The following is a 14224-nucleotide window of genomic DNA, read 5'->3' on the forward strand; positions in this document are numbered from 1 at the left end:
GCTGAGTGGAAAGCGCTGGACCGGCTGGCGCTGGTGCCTCAGCCGGGTCCTACCGTCGGCATCGATGCCGACGGCCAGGCGGTGTCGCACCCGCAGTTCCGCAGCCGCGTGCAGGGCTGGCAGCAGGCCTTCGCCCGCGCGCCCGGCCGCGACTGGGCGCTGTACTTCGACGACACCCTGGACTTCGCCGCGGCCCTGCTCGGGGCCTGGCATGCCGGCAAGCGCGTGTTCCTGGGCGGCGACAACCTGCCTGCCACGCTCGACAGCCTGGCCCCGCGCGTGGCCGGCTTCGCCGGGGATGTCCCCAGCCGCTACGCGCCGCTGCAGCCTGATTCCGACCCCGATGCGTCCGCCCCGCTGCTGGCGCTGGACGAAGACGCGCTGGAACTGGTGGTGTTCACCTCCGGCAGCACCGGGGCGCCGACCGCGATCGGCAAATACCTGCGCCAGCTCACCCGTGAGGTCGACGCCTTGCAGGCCGCCTTCGGGGACCAGCTGGAAGGCGCACAGATCCACGGCACGGTGTCGCACCAGCACATCTATGGCCTGCTGTTCCGCGTGTTGTGGCCGCTGGTGGCCGGGCGCGCGATCCTGCCGCGCCGCTTCTTCCATGAAGACCTGATCAGCGCGTTGGGGCAGCAGGATTCGGTGCTGGTGGCCACCCCGGCGCACCTCAAACGCCTGCCGGAACAGCTCGACTGGCCCTCGCTGGGCGGGCGGCTGCGCGCGGTGTTCTCCTCCGGCGGGCCGCTGCCCACCGACGCCGCCCTGCAGGCGCGCGCGCTGCTCGGCGTGGCGCCCACCGAGGTGTTCGGCAGCAGCGAAACCGGCGGTATCGCCTGGCGCCAGTGGAGTGCCGAACAGCCGCAGTGGCACCCGCTGCCGGGCGTGGCATGGCGCATCGACGACGGCTGCCTGTCCGTGTCCTCGCCGCACCTGGCCGAGGACGGCTGGTGGCAGACCCAGGACCGGGTGGAGGCCGACGCCGGGCGCAGCTTCCGCCTGCTCGGGCGCGCCGACCGCATCGTCAAGATCGAAGAACGCCGGGTGTCGCTGGACGCGCTGGAACAGCAGCTGTGCGCGCACCCGTCGGTACAGGAAGCGCGCGTGCTGGTATTGCCGGGCGCGCGCGAACAGCTTGCCGCCGTGGTGGTGCCGCGGGCCGCCGGCGTGGCGCAGTGGGACGATGCCGAGCGCCGCCGCCAGGCCCAGGCGCTGGGCGCGCACCTGGCGCAGAGTCATGACGCGGTGACCCGCCCGCGCCGCTGGCGGTTCGTCGACGCGCTGCCGTTCAACGCGCAGGGCAAGACCACCGCCGCCGCGTTGGGCGCGCTGTTCCGGCCGCTGCTGCCGGCGGCCGAGTGGCAGCAGCGCGACGCCGTCGCGGCCGTGCTGGTGCTGCCGCTCGAGCCGGACCTGGTCGCCTTCGATGGCCACTTCCCGCAGGCGAAGATCCTGCCGGGCGTGGTCCAGCTCGACTGGGCGATCCACTACGGGCGCCAGGCCTTCACGATGCCGCCGCGCTTCGAGCGCATGGACGCATTGAAGTTCCAGCACGTGGCGCGCCCCGGCGACCGCCTGCAGCTCACCCTGGGCTGGGACGCGGCGAAGTCGGTGCTCAGCTTCCGCTACGTGTCCGACCATGGCGTGCACGCCAGCGGCCGCGTGGTGTTCGGCGATGCATAGCAGCAGCGCCGACACCGGGATGTTCTCGCCCCTGGTGGTCATTCCGGTCTACGACCACGAGCACGCCATCGGTGCCGTGGTCGACGGCGTGCTGGCCAGCGGCCTGCCGTGCCTGCTGGTCGACGACGGCTCGCACGCGGCCTGCGCACAGGCGCTGCAGGCGCTCGCGCAGGCACACCCGGGGCGGGTCAGCCTGCTGCGTCTGGACGTGAACCAGGGCAAGGGCGGCGCCATGCTGGCCGGCTTTGCCGAGGCCGCGCGACGCGGGTACTCGCACGTGCTGCAGATCGATGCCGACGGCCAACATGATCCGGCCGACATTCCGCGCTTCGAGGCGCTGGCCCGCCAGCATCCGGCGGCGGTGATCTGCGGCATTCCCTGTTACGACGAGAGCGTGCCCAAGGCGCGCCTGCATGGCCGCTACGCCACCCACATCTGGGTCTGGATCAACACCCTTTCGCTGCAGATCCGCGATTCCATGTGCGGCTTCCGGTTGTACCCGCTGGCCCCGGTGATCCGCCTGGTGGGCGAGGAAACCATCGGCCGGCGCATGGATTTCGACAGCGAGATCCTGGTGCGGTTGTTCTGGCGCGGTGTGCCGGTGATCAGCCTGCCCACCCGGGTGACCTATCCCAGCGACGGCATCTCGCACTTCGATGTGTGGCGCGACAACGTGCGGATCAGCCGCATGCACACGCGCCTGTTCTTCGGCATGCTTCGGCGCGCGCCGCGCCTGCTGTGGCAGCGCGTCGGCGGAGCCGCCCGCGCATGAACCCGCAGGCACCGGCCAACGCCCCGCATTGGGCCGACCTGGGTGAAACCACCTCGGCTGCTGGCGTGCTGTTCCTGTGCTGGGTGCACCGCTGGTTCGGCCGCTGGCCGTTCCGCCTGTGCGTGTACCCGGTGGTGCTGTGCCACTGGCTGGGCAACCGCGTGGCCCGGCAGGCGTCGATGCAGTACCTGCAGCGGCTGCAGGCGCATACCGGTGTGCTCGGTGGCACGCCCGGGCGCTGGACCAGCCTGAAGCACTTCGCGCTCTTCGCCGACACCCTGCTGGACAAACTGCTGGGCCTGGGCGGCCGCTATCCCGCCCAGCGCATCCGCCTGCAGCGCGATCTCATGCTGGAAAAGATCGCGCGCCGCGAAGGCGGGCTGATCATCACCGCGCATATCGGTTGCCTGGAACTGTGCCAGGTGCTGGCCGAACAGGTGCCGGGCTTCCGCATCACCGTGCTGGTGCATACGGCCCACGCGCAGCGCTTCAACCGGCTGATGCAGCGGCTCGACCCGCTCGCCTCGGTCGAACTGATGCAGGTCACCGACATGGGCCCGGCCACTGCCGTGGAGCTGCAGCGCCGTGTGGAAGCGGGGGGGTTCGTTGCCATCGTCGGCGACCGCGTGCCGCTGCGCGGCGGGCGCACCGTGCCCGCGCCGTTCCTCGGCCACACCGCGCAGTTCCCGATCGGCGCCTATGTGCTGGCGTCCGCGCTGGCGTGCCCGGTGTACACCATGGCCTGCCTGCACGAGGGCGACGGCTACCGCGTGCGCTTCGAGCATTTCAGCGACCGCATCGTGCTGCCGCGCGGTTCGCGCGATGCCGCGTTGACCGCGCAGGCCGAACATTTCGCCCGGTGGCTGGAACTCCAGGTCACCCAGGCCCCCTTGGACTGGTTCAATTTCTTCCCCTTCTGGGATCAGGCATCTCATGGCAAGTAATTCACCCCCCATCCGCTTCGGCGATGCGCCGCTGACCATCGAAGACGTGGTCGCGCTGTCGCAGCGCCGTGCCGAGGCCGTTGTCACCGACGATCCCGCGTTCACCGCACGCATCCAGCGCGGCGTGGATTTCCTCGACCGCCTGCTGCGCGAGGACGGCGTGATCTACGGCGTGACCACCGGCTACGGCGATTCGTGCACGGTGAACATTCCGCCGGCGCTGGTAGCCGAGCTGCCGCATCACCTGTTCACCTATCACGGCTGCGGCCTGGGCCGTTTCCTGGACGAGCAGGAGACCCGCGCCGTCATCGCCGCGCGCCTGGCTTCGCTGTCGCGCGGCATGTCCGGCGTCAGCCACCCGCTGCTGCAGGGCCTGGCCACGCTGCTGCGGCATGACGTGCTGCCGCTGATTCCGGCCGAAGGCTCGGTCGGCGCCAGTGGCGATCTCACCCCGCTGTCCTACGTGGCGGCCGTGCTGTGCGGCGAGCGTGAGGTGATGTACCAGGGCGCGCGCCGCCCGGCCGCCGAGGTGCTGGCCGAGATCGGCATGGCCCCGTTGCGGCTGCGCCCGAAGGAAGGCCTGGCAATCATGAACGGCACTGCCGTGATGACCGCGCTGGCCTGCCTGGCCTACGACCGCGCCGATTACCTCACCAGGCTGGCGACCCGCCTGACCGCGTTCAACGTGCTGGCCAGCGATGGCAACGCGCACCACTTCGACGAGATGCTGTTTGCCGCCAAGCCGCACCCGGGCCAGATGCAGATCGCCGCGCGCCTGCGCCAGGACCTGCACAGCGACCGCCCGCCGCGCAACGAACAGCGCCTGCAGGACCGCTACTCGCTGCGCTGCGCGCCGCACGTGATCGGCGTGGTGCAGGACGCGCTGCCGTTCCTGCGCCAGTTCATCGAAACCGAACTCAACAGCGCCAACGACAACCCGCTGATCGATCCGGAAGGCGAGCGCATCCTGCATGGCGGCCACTTCTACGGCGGCCACATCGCCTTCGCGATGGATGCGTTGAAGAACACCATCGCCAACCTGGCCGACCTGCTGGACCGCCAGCTGGCGCTGGTGGTGGATGCGCGCTTCAACCATGGCCTGCCGGCCAACCTGTCGGCGTCGACCGGTGCGCGTGCGCCGATCAACCACGGCCTGAAGGCGCTGCAGATCAGCGTCTCGGCCTGGACCGCCGAAGCGCTCAAGCAGACCATGCCGGCCTCGGTGTTCTCGCGTTCCACCGAATGCCACAACCAGGACAAGGTCAGCATGGGCACCATCGCCGCGCGCGACTGCCTGCGCGTGATCGAGCTGACCGAACAGGTCGTGGCCGGCATGCTGATCGCCGCGCGCCAGGGTGTCGCCCTGCGCCAGCGCGTCGGCATGAGCGCCACCCTGCACGGCGACCTGGAAGTGATGTACCAGGACCTGTGCGAGCGCATCGCGCTGGTGGACGAAGACCGCGCGCTGGATGGCGAACTGCGTGGGCTGCTGGACGATATCCGCAGCCAGCGTTGGGGGTTGTATGACTGAGCAGGACCTGAGTTTCGAGGTGGCCCTGTCGCCCACCTTCCACGACTGCGATCCGATGCACGTGGTGTGGCACGGCAACTACTTCAAGTACTTCGAGATCGCACGCTGCGCCCTGCTGCAGCGCTACGACTACGACTACCCGCAGATGCGCGACTCCGGTTACGTGTGGCCGGTGGTGGACGCGCGGGTGAAGTACATCCGCCCGCTGCTGTACGGGCAGGCGTTGCGCGTGCGCGCCACCATCACCGAATGGGAAAACCGGCTGAAGATCGCCTACGAAATCCGCGACGCAGAGAGCGACCAGGTGCTCACGCGTGCGCACACCATCCAGGTCGCGGTCGACGCGGCCACCAACGAAATGCTGTACCTGTGCCCGTCGGTACTGTGGGAACGGCTGGGAGTCCAGGCACCATGATTCGTCTTCTGCGCACGCTGGGCGTGCTGATGCTGTTGGCCCTGGCCAGCCCCGCCTTCGCCGCCCCGGCGGCCAACGTGGACCTGGTCAAGCAGCGCGTGGCCAAGGTCACCGTGCTGCGCGGGGAGTTCAGCCAGGACAAGCAGGTGGCGGGGTTCAAGAACCCGCTGCGCTCGCAGGGTCGCTTCGTGCTGGCCCAGGACCATGGCGTGATCTGGACCACGCTCAAGCCGTTCCCCTCCGAAGTCGTGGTCACCCGCGACCGCATCCTCAGCCGCCAGCGTGACGGCAGCAGCCGGGTGGAGCTCGACGCCAAGCAGCAGCCGGCGATGCGTTCGGTCAACGCGATCATGTTCGCGCTGATGAGTGGCGATGCGCAGGCGTTGTCGGCGCAGTTCGTGGTCAAGGTCGAGGTGCTGCCGGACAATGGCTGGCGCATGCAGCTGACCCCGCGCTCGCCGATGCTGGCCAAGGTCTTCAGTGCGCTCGAGCTTAGCGGCGACCGCTACGTGCGCGAGGTGCAGATCACCGAGGCGAACCAGGATGTCACCCGCATCCATTTCGCCGCGCTGAGCGAGTCCCCGGCGCAGCTGAGCGCCGATGAGGGCCGCAAATTTGAATGAGTCGTTGAATTCGACCTGGCGCGAAAACGGCCGGCTGCAGCGTGCCTGGCGCTGGTTGGCGATTGCATGGCTGCTGGTGCTGGTCGGGCTGGGCGTGCAGCAGTGGCAGCTGTGGTCGAAGGAGTCGCGGATCGACACCGACATCCTGGCGCTGCTGCCGCAGGATGCACACGACCGCCTGCTGTCCGACGTGACCCGGCGCATTGCCGATGCGAACTCGCGGCAGGTCGTGGTGCTGCTCGGTAGCGCCGATGCCGCGCAGACCAAGGCGGCCGAAGCTGCCTTCCGCAAAGAAATGACGGTAGAGCGGGGCTCTGCCCCGCTGGTCCAGGAATCCGGCTCGATCGAAGGCTGGTTCGATGAGGCACGCGCGTTCTACGCGCCGTACCGCGACCGCCTGCTGACCGACCAGCAGCGCCAGCGCCTGCAGGACGAACCGGCCGACAGCCTGTCCGAGTCCGCACTGGCCGCGCTGTACGGCCCGATGGGCGCGCCGCGCCTGACCGAATGGCGGCAGGATCCGCTGTCGCTGTGGCCGCAGTGGTGGCAGGAACGTGCGCTGGGCTCCGGCCTGCGCATGGGCGACGACGGCCTGCTCGAAGCCGACGGCAAGCACTGGTCGGTCATTCAGTACGAGACCCTGGGCTCGGCGTTCCAGCTCGATGGCGAACGCCATATCGACCTGCTGCTCGACGCCGCCACCGCGGCCGCGGCCAAGCACGCGCCGGGCCTGGAAGTCCTGCGCGCCGGCGTGCCGCTGCATGCCGAGGCCGCCGCGGTGCAGGCCAACCGCGAAATCAACACCATCGGCTGGGGTTCGCTGGCGGCCGTGCTGCTGCTTGTCTGGCTGGCGTTCCGTTCGCTGCGCCCGATCCTGTTGGTGGCCGCCTCGCTGCTGATCGGCTGCGGCGTCGCGCTGGCGGTCACGGTGCTGGTGTTCGGCAAGGTGCACGTGCTGACCCTGGTGTTCGGTGCCTCGCTGGTCGGCGTGGCCGAGGACTATGGCATCCACTGGTTCGCCTCGCGCCAGGCCGAACCGGCCGACCGCCGCTGGAAGCTGCTGCGCCACCTGCTGCCCGGCCTGTGGCTGGCGCTGGTGACCAGTGCGCTGGCTTACCTGGCGCTGGGCCTGGCCCCGTTCCCCGGCCTGCGCCAGATGGCGCTGTTCTCGGTGGTGGGCCTGGCCGGTGCGTTCCTGACCGTGATCTTCTGGTTCCCATGGCTGGATGGTGGCGAGATCCGCAGCACCCGCTTCGCCCGTTGGCTGGGCGCCACGCTGGAGCGTTGGCCACGCCTGCACGGGCGCCGTCCGGTGGGCCTGTTCCTGGGCGTGGTGGTGGTGCTCTCGGGGCTGGGCATGCTGCGGCTGACCGCCGACGACAACCTGCGCAGCCTGCAGTCCTCGCCGATGTCGCTGATCAACCAGCAGATCCGCATCAGCCAGATGCTGGGCATGCCCAGCCCGGCGCAGTTCTACCTGGTGCAGGGCGACAACGCCGAACAGGTGCTGGAACGCGAGGAAGCGTTGATCGCGCGCCTGCGCGTGCTGTCGGCCAACAAGCAGATCGGCGGCTACCGCGCCATCAGCGAGTGGCTGCCGTCGGTGCAGCGCCAGCGTGCCGATGCGGCACTCACCGCGCGCGTCGAACCGCAGGTCTTGGCGGCCGTGGGCGAAAGCGTGGGTGAAACCCTGCAGCGCCCGGACTACGCGGCACAGGACCTGCAGGCCGACGCCTTCCTGGCCTCGCCCGCAGCAATGCCGTTCCGTCACCTGTGGCTGGGCGAAGTAGGGCAGGGCATGGCCTCGGTGGTGATGGTGGACGACCTGTCCCGCGCCGATGCGCTGACCCTGCTCGAAGCGCAGGCCAAGGGCATCGACGGCGTGCGCTGGGTCGACCGCACCGCCGATTTCTCCGCGCTGCTCAAGCATTACCGCAAGCTGATGAGCGCGCTGCTGCTGGTGGGCATCGTGCTGGTGTTCGCGGTGCTGTACTGGCGCTACCGCGCGCAGGCGTGGCGTGTGTTCGCGCCCACCCTCGCGGCCGGTGCGCTGACACTGGGCCTGCTCGGCCTGTTCGGCCAGCCGCTGCAGCTGTTCAACGTACTGGCGCTGATGCTGCTGCTGGGCATGGGTATCGACTACGGCATCTTCCTGATCGAACACCGCGGTGACGCCAGCGCCTGGCTCGCCGTGTGCGTGGGTGCGGCCAGCACCTGGCTGTCGTTCGGCCTGCTCGGCCTGTCGGCCACGCCGGCGCTGCGCGCGTTCGGCCTCACCCTGCTGTTCGGCATCGGCCTGGTCTGGTTGATCTCGCCGCTGTTCCGCCCACCGCCTCACGACGCACCGCACTGAGCGACCGCGTTACCCCCCCACTATCGTGATCAAGGATGCATCGATGAACGCAGCACTGGAAACAACCGAAATACTGGTGATCGGCGCGGGTCCTGCCGGTTCCGTGGCCGCCGCCATGCTGCGCCAGCAGGGGCGGCAGGTGCTGATGCTGGAGCGCCAGCAGTTCCCGCGCTTCTCCATCGGCGAGAGCCTGCTGCCGCAGAGCATGGAGTACATCGAGGCGGCCGGCCTGCTGCAGGACGTGGTGCAGGCCGGGTTCCAGTACAAGAATGGCGCGGCCTTCGTGCGCGGCGAACGCAGCACCGAGTTCGATTTCCGCGACAAGTTCTCGCCGGGCTGGGGCACCACCTACCAGGTGCAGCGCGCCAACTTCGACGACGTGCTGGCGCGCGGCGCCGAGCGCATGGGCACCACCCTGCGCTTCGGCGATGAAGTGCTGTCGGTCGAGCCGGGCAGCCCGGCACGCGTGCAGGTGCGCCGCCCGGACGGCAGCGAGTACACCATCGAGGCCGGTTTCATCCTCGACGCCAGCGGCTTCGCGCGCCTGCTGCCGCGCCTGCTCAACCTCGAATCGCCGTCGAACTTCCCGGTGCGCGGCGCGATCTTCTGCCACGTGCGCGACCACATTCCGGCCGACGCGAACTTCGACCGCAACAAGATCCTGATCACCACCCATCCCGAACACGTGGACGTGTGGTACTGGACCATCCCGTTCTCCAACGGCTGCTGCTCGCTGGGCGTGGTCGCCGAGCCGAGCTTCTTCGAGAAGTACGAAGGCACCGACCTGGAGAAGCTGCAGGCCATCGTCGGCGAAGACCCCAACCTGACCCGCCTGCTGAAGAATGCCGAATGGGCGGTGCTGCCGGTGCGCACCATCACCGGTTATTCGGCCAACGTCAGCTCGCTGTGGGGCGAAGGCTATGCGCTGCTGGGCAATGCCGGCGAGTTCCTGGACCCGGTGTTCTCCTCCGGCGTGACCATCGCCTTCAAGTCGGCGCAGCTGGCCAGCGAGTGCCTGGCGCGCCGGCATGCCGGCGAGCAGGTGGACTGGGAGCGCGAGTTCGCCATTCCGCTGCGCGCGGGCGTGAAGACCTTCCGCCGCTTCGTCGAAGCCTGGTATGCCGGTGGCTTCCAGAAGATCATCTACCACCCCGACCCGCAGCCGGACGTGCGCCGCATGATCTCCTCCATCCTGGCCGGCTACGCCTGGGACACCAATAATCCATACGTGGCCGACGACAGCGGTCGTCGCCTGCGGGTGCTGGAGGAACTGTGCACCGGCTGATCCTTGCCCTGTTGCTGGGCGTGTTGCTGGCCGCCTGTGCCAGCACCCGCATGCCCGCCCCGCTGGTCCAGCTGCCGACCCTGCAGCTGCCGCCGTCGGCATTGTCTGCGCCGCTGCAGCTGCAGCAGCGCCTGCAGTTCCGCTTCGGCACCCACGAGCGCGAGCTGGACGCGCTGCTCGAAGCCGACGGCCAGCAGGTGCGGCTGGCCGTGCAGGCCATGGGCCAGACCGGCGTGCGCATGGTCTGGGACGGGCACACCCTGGAACAAACCCGGGCACCGTGGCTGCCGCCGCAGGTGCGCGGCGAGCGCGTGCTGGACGACCTTCAGTTTGCGCTGTGGCCGGCCGATGCCATCCGGGCGGCGTTGCCGGACGGCTGGACCCTGGTCGAATCCGGCGGCAGCCGCCGCCTGGAGCAGGGCGGAAAGGCCTGGCTGGTGCTGGAGCCGCTGGCCGACGGCCGTGTGAAACTGCGCAACCTGGCCGAAGGCTATGAACTGGTGATCGAATCGTTGGACATGGGGCAAGGGCAATCGTGAGCAGTACCGCTGTATATCTGAACGAACTGGGCGTGGTCTGCGCACTGGGCAACGGACGCGCCCAGGTGCGCGACGGCCTGTTCGCCGACCAGCCCGGTGGCCTCCGCGACAACGACACCATGTTCCCCGGGCGCACCCTTGCGCTGGGCGAGGTCGACGGCGCGTTGCCGGACCTGTCGGCGCTGCCGGTGGCCCTGCGCGGGCGCAACAACGCCTTGCTGGAAAGCGCGCTGCAGCAGATCCGCCCGGCGGTGGACGCGGCCATCGCGCGCTACGGCGCCGAGCGGGTGGCGGTCATCATCGGCACCAGCACCTCCGGCATCGGCGAATCGGAAGACGCGCTGCGCCTGCAGGCCGCCGAGGGCCGTTGGCCCGACGATTTCCACTACGCACAGCAGGAAATGGGTACCTCCGCGCGCTTCGTGCGCACCCGCATCGGCAGCAGCGGCCCGGCCTGGACGCTCTCCACCGCGTGTTCGTCCAGCGCCAAGGCGCTGATGTCGGCCGCGCGCCTGCTCCGCGCCGGCATCGTCGACGCCGTGGTTGCCGGCGGCGCCGACTCGCTGTGCCGCTTCACCGTGGCCGGCTTCAGCGCACTCGAATCGGTGTCGGCCGCCCGCTGCAATCCGTTTTCTCGGCACCGCAACGGCATCAACATCGGCGAAGGCGCGGCCCTGTTCCTGATGACCCGCGAACCCGGCCCGGTACGCCTGTCCGGCTGGGGCGAATCCTCCGACGCGCACCACATGTCCGCGCCGGATCCGCAGGCGCGCGGCGCGATCGATGCCATCCAGCAGGCGCTGGACCGCGCCGGTTTGGCGCCCGATCAGGTCGACTACGTGAACCTGCACGGCACCGCCACCGGGCACAACGACGCCATGGAGAGCCTGGCCGTGGCCGCGGTGCTGGGCACGCAGGTGCCGGCCAGCTCCACCAAGCCGCTCACCGGCCACACCCTCGGCGCGTCCGGTGCGATCGAGGCGGCGCTGTGCTGGATGACCCTGGCCGACAACCCCGGGCAGCGCCTGCCCACGCACTGGTGGGACGGCCACGGCGACGACGCGCTGCCGGCCTTGGCCCTGGTCGCCCCGGGCACACGCGCGGCGCAGCCGCCGCAGCACGTGCTCAGCCACTCGTTCGCCTTCGGCGGCAGCAATGCCGTGCTGGCCCTGGCGCGGAGTTGAGCATGCAGCTGCCCACGGACATCGATTCGGTGCTGCCCCACCGCGACAGCCTGCGCCTGATCGACCGCGTGATCGACTGGCAGCCCGAGTCCATCGTGGTTGAAGTGGACGTGCCCACGCACGGGCTGCTCACCACCCCGGACGGGGTGCCCGCCTGGGTCGGCGTGGAGTACATGGCGCAGGCGATCGCCGCCTGGGCCGGGTGCCGCGCGCGCGCCGAAGGCCGCGAGCCCTCGATCGGCTTCCTGCTGGGCACGCGGCGCTATACCGCCCACCAGCCGGCCTTCACGGCGGGCAGCTGCCTGCGGGTGGAGGCACACTGCGAGCTGATGGGCGAAAATGGGCTGGGCATGTTTGCCTGCCGGATCCTGGCAGGCGATGTTGAATTGGCGGTTGCCAACGTATCGGTGTTCGAACCACGCGATGCGATGGCCTATCTGGAGAGTGGAGAGGCATGACAGGGAATCTGACGGTGCTGGTGACCGGCGCCAGCCGGGGCATCGGACGCGCAGTTGCGCTGCGGGTCGCGCGCGATGGCTTCGACGTGGTGGTGCATTGCCGAAGCCGTATCGAGGAAGCACAGGCGGTGGTCGCAGACATCCAGGCACTGGGCCGGCAGGCCCGCGTGCTGATGTTCGACGTGTCCGACCGTGAGGCCGCGCGCACCGCGCTGGAGGCCGACGTCGAGGCCCATGGCGCCTATTACGGTGTGGTCTGCAACGCCGGCATCGCCCGCGATGGCGCGTTCCCGGCGATGCCCGCCGAGGACTGGGACGCGGTGGTGCACACCAACCTGGACAGCTTCTACAACGTGTTGCATCCGCTGGTGATGCCGATGGTGCGGCGGCGCAAGCCGGGCCGCATCGTCACCCTGTCGTCGGTGTCGGGGCTGGTCGGCAACCGTGGCCAGACCAACTACAGTGCGGCCAAGGCGGGCATCATCGGCGCCACCAAGGCACTGGCGCTGGAACTGGCCAGCCGCGCGATCACCGTCAACTGCGTGGCGCCGGGCCTGATCGAGACCGAGATGGTCAACGAAGAAGTGCTCGAGCACGCGCTCAAGCTGATTCCCGCCGGGCGCATGGGCCAGCCGGACGAGGTCGCGCACGCGGTGTCGTTCCTGCTGTCCGAATCGGCCGGCTACATCACCCGCCAGGTGATCTCGGTCAATGGAGGCATGGTCTGATGAGCCGACCCGATCGTCGTGTTGTCGTTACCGGTGCCGCCGCCATCAGCCCGTTGGGGCATGACTGGCCGAGCATCCGCGCGCGCCTGCATGCACAGCAGAACGCCGTGCGCTACATCCCCGGCTGGGAAATCTTCGACGGGCTCAACACGCGCCTGGCCGCGCCGGCCGAAGACTACGAGCTGCCCTCGCACTACAACCGCAAGACCACCCGCAGCATGGGCAAGGTCGCGGTGATGTCGGTGCGCGCCACCGAACTGGCACTGGAGGCGGCCGGCCTGCTCGGCCATCCGGTGCTGCGCAGCGGCCTGGCCGGCGTGGCGTACGGCTCGTCCTCGGGCAGCCATGAGGCCACCGCCGAATTCGGCCGCATGCTGCACGAACACACCACCGAAGGCATCAGCGCAACCACCTACCTGAAGATGATGAGCCACACCTCGCCAGTGAACATCGGCGTGTTCTTCGGCTTGTCCGGCCGTGTCTACACAACCTCCAGCGCCTGTACTTCAGGCAGCCAGGGCGTGGGCTCGGGCTACGAGGCGATCCGCAGCGGCAAGCAGACGGTGATGGTCACCGGCGGTGCCGAACAGCTCGATGCCACCGCCGCGGCGGTGTTCGACACCCTGTTCGCCACCAGCGTGCGCAACGACGCGCCGCAGACCACGCCGAGCCCGTTCGACGCCCACCGCGACGGCCTGGTGCTCGGCGAGGGCGCCGGCACGCTGATCCTGGAGGAGCTGGAGCATGCGCAGGCGCGCGGCGCCACCATCCTGGCCGAAGTGGTCGGCTACGGCACCAACAGCGACGGCCAGCACGTGACCCAGCCCACCGCCGAGACCATGGCCCAGGCCATGCGCCTGGCGCTGGAAGATGCGGGGCTGGAACCGGACCAGATCGGCTACGTCAACGCGCACGGCACGGCCACCGAACACGGCGACATCGCCGAGACCCAGGCCACCGCGCAGGTGTTCGGGCCGGGCATGCCGATCAGCTCGCTCAAGAGCTACGTCGGCCACATGCTCGGTGCCTGTGGTGCGTTCGAAGCCTGGGTCACCATCGAAATGATGCGCGAAGGCTGGTTCGCCCCGACCCTGAACCTGCACGACGTCGACCCGCGCTGCGGCGCCCTGGACTTCATCCGTGGCGAGGGCCGTGCGCTGCAGACCGACTACGTGATGAGCAACAACTTCGCCTTCGGCGGCATCAACACCTCGTTGATCTTCCGTCGCTGGCAAGACTGATCACTTACCGAGCTTCACCAACAAGGAGAACGTTGAATGCGTCGTTTTGCCCTGATTGCCACCGCCGCCCTGCTCGCCGTCGCCAGCACCGCCAACGCCCGTGAGACCCGTGTCGAACAGTCGTTGCGCGCCCTGATCAGTTCCCAGGAAGCCAAGGATGCCGGCATCGACGGCAGCGTCCGTTTCTACCTGGCCGGCGAGAAGGTCAACGTCCAGCAGCGCCTGGGTGAAGACGTGACCAACAAGAAGACCAACGCGGCCAACAAGAGCGACGAAGTGGCCTGCCAGTGGGTGGCCCTGTCGGCGCTGAGGGCGCTGCAGGACGGCGCAAAGTCGCGCGGCGCCAATGCCGTGGTGGACATCGTCAGCTACTACAAGCGGAACGAGTTCAAGAGCACCACCAACTACGAATGCTATGCCGGCGCCTTCGTGGCAGGCGTCGCGCTGAAGGGCACGTACGCGAAG

Annotated in this window: 14 protein-coding genes; all 14 read left to right on the top strand. The window is 69.2% G+C overall.

What is annotated here, in order from left to right:
- On the top strand, positions 1-1686 hold a 1686-nt coding region (locus ACREPD_RS19600), incomplete at its 5' end, for an AMP-binding protein (protein WP_431600858.1).
- Positions 1679-2458, top strand: a complete 780-nt coding sequence (locus ACREPD_RS19605; protein ID WP_431600859.1) for a glycosyltransferase family 2 protein — start codon at positions 1679-1681, stop codon at positions 2456-2458. The genes ACREPD_RS19600 and ACREPD_RS19605, both read left to right, overlap by 8 nt.
- Positions 2455-3402 (top strand): acyltransferase, encoded by a 948-nt coding sequence (locus ACREPD_RS19610; RefSeq protein ID WP_431600860.1) that lies wholly within the window; start codon positions 2455-2457, stop codon positions 3400-3402. The genes ACREPD_RS19605 and ACREPD_RS19610 overlap by 4 nt, the downstream gene beginning before the upstream one ends.
- On the top strand, positions 3392-4933 hold the full coding sequence (locus ACREPD_RS19615) for an HAL/PAL/TAL family ammonia-lyase (protein WP_431600861.1): 1542 nt from the start codon (positions 3392-3394) through the stop codon (positions 4931-4933). Before ACREPD_RS19610 ends, ACREPD_RS19615 begins: the two co-directional genes overlap by 11 nt.
- Positions 4926-5348, top strand: a complete 423-nt coding sequence (locus ACREPD_RS19620) for an acyl-CoA thioesterase (RefSeq protein WP_431600862.1) — start codon at positions 4926-4928, stop codon at positions 5346-5348. Before ACREPD_RS19615 ends, ACREPD_RS19620 begins: the two co-directional genes overlap by 8 nt.
- On the top strand, positions 5345-5971 hold the full coding sequence (locus ACREPD_RS19625) for an outer membrane lipoprotein carrier protein LolA (RefSeq protein WP_431600863.1): 627 nt from the start codon (positions 5345-5347) through the stop codon (positions 5969-5971). Before ACREPD_RS19620 ends, ACREPD_RS19625 begins: the two co-directional genes overlap by 4 nt.
- Positions 5949-8324: an MMPL family transporter gene (locus ACREPD_RS19630; RefSeq protein ID WP_431600864.1), complete on the top strand. Its 2376-nt coding sequence runs from the start codon at positions 5949-5951 to the stop codon at positions 8322-8324. The genes ACREPD_RS19625 and ACREPD_RS19630 overlap by 23 nt, the downstream gene beginning before the upstream one ends.
- Positions 8325-8367: 43 nt before the next feature.
- Positions 8368-9609 carry an NAD(P)/FAD-dependent oxidoreductase gene (locus tag ACREPD_RS19635; RefSeq protein WP_421567732.1) on the top strand — a complete coding sequence of 414 codons (1242 nt, stop codon included), beginning with the start codon at positions 8368-8370 and terminating at the stop codon, positions 9607-9609.
- The gene (locus ACREPD_RS19640; RefSeq protein WP_431600865.1) at positions 9597-10148 is read left to right on the top strand and encodes a DUF3261 domain-containing protein; all 552 of its coding nucleotides are present in this window, start codon (positions 9597-9599) and stop codon (positions 10146-10148) included. Before ACREPD_RS19635 ends, ACREPD_RS19640 begins: the two co-directional genes overlap by 13 nt.
- Positions 10145-11332, top strand: coding sequence for a beta-ketoacyl-[acyl-carrier-protein] synthase family protein (locus ACREPD_RS19645; protein ID WP_431600866.1), 1188 nt, complete (start codon positions 10145-10147; stop codon positions 11330-11332). The genes ACREPD_RS19640 and ACREPD_RS19645 overlap by 4 nt, the downstream gene beginning before the upstream one ends.
- Before the next feature lie 2 nt (positions 11333-11334).
- On the top strand, positions 11335-11790 hold the full coding sequence (locus ACREPD_RS19650) for a hypothetical protein (RefSeq protein ID WP_431600867.1): 456 nt from the start codon (positions 11335-11337) through the stop codon (positions 11788-11790).
- Positions 11787-12518 carry a 3-oxoacyl-ACP reductase FabG gene (gene fabG, locus ACREPD_RS19655; RefSeq protein WP_217537511.1) on the top strand — a complete coding sequence of 244 codons (732 nt, stop codon included), beginning with the start codon at positions 11787-11789 and terminating at the stop codon, positions 12516-12518. The genes ACREPD_RS19650 and fabG overlap by 4 nt, the downstream gene beginning before the upstream one ends.
- The gene (locus tag ACREPD_RS19660) at positions 12518-13759 is read left to right on the top strand and encodes a beta-ketoacyl-ACP synthase (protein WP_431600868.1); all 1242 of its coding nucleotides are present in this window, start codon (positions 12518-12520) and stop codon (positions 13757-13759) included. Before fabG ends, ACREPD_RS19660 begins: the two co-directional genes overlap by 1 nt.
- A 36-nt stretch (positions 13760-13795) precedes the next feature.
- On the top strand, positions 13796-14224 hold a 429-nt coding region (locus tag ACREPD_RS19665), incomplete at its 3' end, for an excinuclease ATPase subunit (protein ID WP_431600869.1).

The organism is Stenotrophomonas sp., assembly GCF_050737075.1.
Lineage (GTDB): Bacteria > Pseudomonadota > Gammaproteobacteria > Xanthomonadales > Xanthomonadaceae > Stenotrophomonas.

What these genes read in the sequence shown, in the direction of transcription:
- ACREPD_RS19660 (WP_431600868.1), top strand. Translation starts at nt 12,518, where the DNA reads ATGAGCCGACCCGATCGTCGTGTTGTCGTTACCGGTGCCGCCGCCATC.
- ACREPD_RS19630 (WP_431600864.1), top strand. Translation starts at nt 5,949, where the DNA reads ATGAGGGCCGCAAATTTGAATGAGTCGTTGAATTCGACCTGGCGCGAA.
- ACREPD_RS19615 (WP_431600861.1), top strand. Translation starts at nt 3,392, where the DNA reads ATGGCAAGTAATTCACCCCCCATCCGCTTCGGCGATGCGCCGCTGACC.
- ACREPD_RS19650 (WP_431600867.1), top strand. Translation starts at nt 11,335, where the DNA reads ATGCAGCTGCCCACGGACATCGATTCGGTGCTGCCCCACCGCGACAGC.
- fabG (WP_217537511.1), top strand. Translation starts at nt 11,787, where the DNA reads ATGACAGGGAATCTGACGGTGCTGGTGACCGGCGCCAGCCGGGGCATC.
- ACREPD_RS19635 (WP_421567732.1), top strand. Translation starts at nt 8,368, where the DNA reads ATGAACGCAGCACTGGAAACAACCGAAATACTGGTGATCGGCGCGGGT.
- ACREPD_RS19625 (WP_431600863.1), top strand. Translation starts at nt 5,345, where the DNA reads ATGATTCGTCTTCTGCGCACGCTGGGCGTGCTGATGCTGTTGGCCCTG.
- ACREPD_RS19605 (WP_431600859.1), top strand. Translation starts at nt 1,679, where the DNA reads ATGCATAGCAGCAGCGCCGACACCGGGATGTTCTCGCCCCTGGTGGTC.
- ACREPD_RS19620 (WP_431600862.1), top strand. Translation starts at nt 4,926, where the DNA reads ATGACTGAGCAGGACCTGAGTTTCGAGGTGGCCCTGTCGCCCACCTTC.
- ACREPD_RS19610 (WP_431600860.1), top strand. Translation starts at nt 2,455, where the DNA reads ATGAACCCGCAGGCACCGGCCAACGCCCCGCATTGGGCCGACCTGGGT.